The organism is Sulfuricurvum sp. MLSB, from assembly GCF_000747095.1.
Taxonomy (GTDB): Bacteria; Campylobacterota; Campylobacteria; order Campylobacterales; family Sulfurimonadaceae; genus Sulfuricurvum.
The window spans coordinates 1-1,549 of the sequence record NZ_JQGL01000097.1; the positions used below are offsets into that span (position 1 = coordinate 1).

The window sequence follows — 1,549 nt, forward strand, 5'->3', positions numbered from 1 at the left end:
TAATAAAGAAAGGAGTTATTTAAGATATGAACGATAAACTTAAACACGCAATCGCAGGGGTAGTACTTTTAATGCTCACGGCAAGTTTGTCTGCTCAAATACCCTACGACAAGAAACTTCATGCAGGTGCAGGAGTGGTGATAGGCACATGGGGAACCTTTGCGGGAAATTCAATGAACTGGAAGCCTGAGAAAGCTGCTTTATTCGGCATGGGTTCGGTAGCCGTTGCCGGATTAGGTAAGGAGTTTTGGGATGAGATTGAATACGGCGGCTGGGATTGGAAGGACTTAGGTGCAACGATGATCGGAGGGACGATAGGAACAGGACTGAGTTATGCGGCTTTGAAGATATTTAAAAAGAAACCATACATCTATGTCGGAAACGTGCGGAATAATTTAACAATAGGTGTAAAACTAATTATATAACCAACCCTTAACCGTCGTCGGAAGCGGGAGGGGGTTACAACTTAATTTAAATGACTGATCAAACAGATTACAGGCTTTATTAGTATCTTTACAGGGATGGAAATATCAGGAATATATCAAATACAATCAAAAATTAAACCCGAAAGGATCTATATTGGTAGTTCTGTTGATGTATATTCAAGGTGGGGTGTTCATCTAAAAAGATTAAAAAATAAAAAACACCAACGTAAACTTCAAAACCATTACAATAAATATGGTAAGGATGACTTAGAGTTTTTCATCTTATGTTGTTGTTCGGAATTAGGATTAGATAAAATAGAACAACAATATATTGATACTTTAAATCCGTGGTTTAATATTTGTCCCGTTGCTTATAGTACCCGAGGAACAACCCAATCAATAGAATCTAATTTAAAAAGGAGCCTTGCTCTAACAGGAAGGCCACAGAAGAAAAGAGGCAAACTTTCAGCCGAACTAATATCAATGAGAGTCAAGGCCAGAGCCGGGTATCGGCATTCAGAGGAGACAAAACAAAAAATGAGAGAGGCTGCACTTAATAGGACGGATAAGCAGGTAGCATGGAATAAGGGAATCAAGACTCCGGATGATGTAAGGGATAAATTAAGAATATCTCATTTAGGAATCACCCAATCTATAGAGACGAGACGCAAGCGAAGTTTATCACTTAAGACTGCTCATGCAAAAAGAAAAATGTTATTAAAAGAGATTTAAAATTATGGTACAAAGCCCGGATTATAGATTGTATTTAGAAGAGCGCCTAACGGGGTTGGCTAAACTCATGGACGCACATTTTGAAAATGTAAACGATAAGTTAGATGCAATCGAAACCCAGACAACGACAACTAATCACAGGGTTAATGAACTTGAAGATGATGTTAGTGTGTTAAAAGAGAAACTGATGTTACACCCTATTGAATGTTCAAAAGCAAAGGATATTGAAGCCTTAAAAGATGATCTGATTGAATACAAATTCTTCAAGGCTCACCCGACGTGGACTATAATCATTATTGCTTTTTTTGTCGTAACCTTGGTAATAAGCTCATACGGAACATTTTCAACTATGAGGGATAACTTCAAGAACAAAGAACTGCGCCGTGATGTGC

General features: G+C 38.0%; 3 protein-coding genes. All 3 read left to right on the forward strand.

Annotated features, from left to right (window positions below; translation table 11 throughout):
- Nucleotides 1-26 precede the first annotated feature (26 nt).
- Nucleotides 27-425, forward strand: coding sequence for a hypothetical protein (locus JU82_RS11930; RefSeq protein ID WP_294892488.1), 399 nt, complete (start codon nt 27-29; stop codon nt 423-425).
- Between the two features lie 96 nt (nt 426-521).
- The gene (locus tag JU82_RS11935) at nt 522-1,157 is read left to right on the forward strand and encodes a GIY-YIG nuclease family protein (RefSeq protein ID WP_294892490.1); all 636 of its coding nucleotides are present in this window, start codon (nt 522-524) and stop codon (nt 1,155-1,157) included.
- 4 nt (nt 1,158-1,161) lie between these two features.
- On the forward strand, nt 1,162-1,549 hold a 388-nt coding region (locus JU82_RS07285), incomplete at its 3' end, for a hypothetical protein (RefSeq protein ID WP_037948734.1).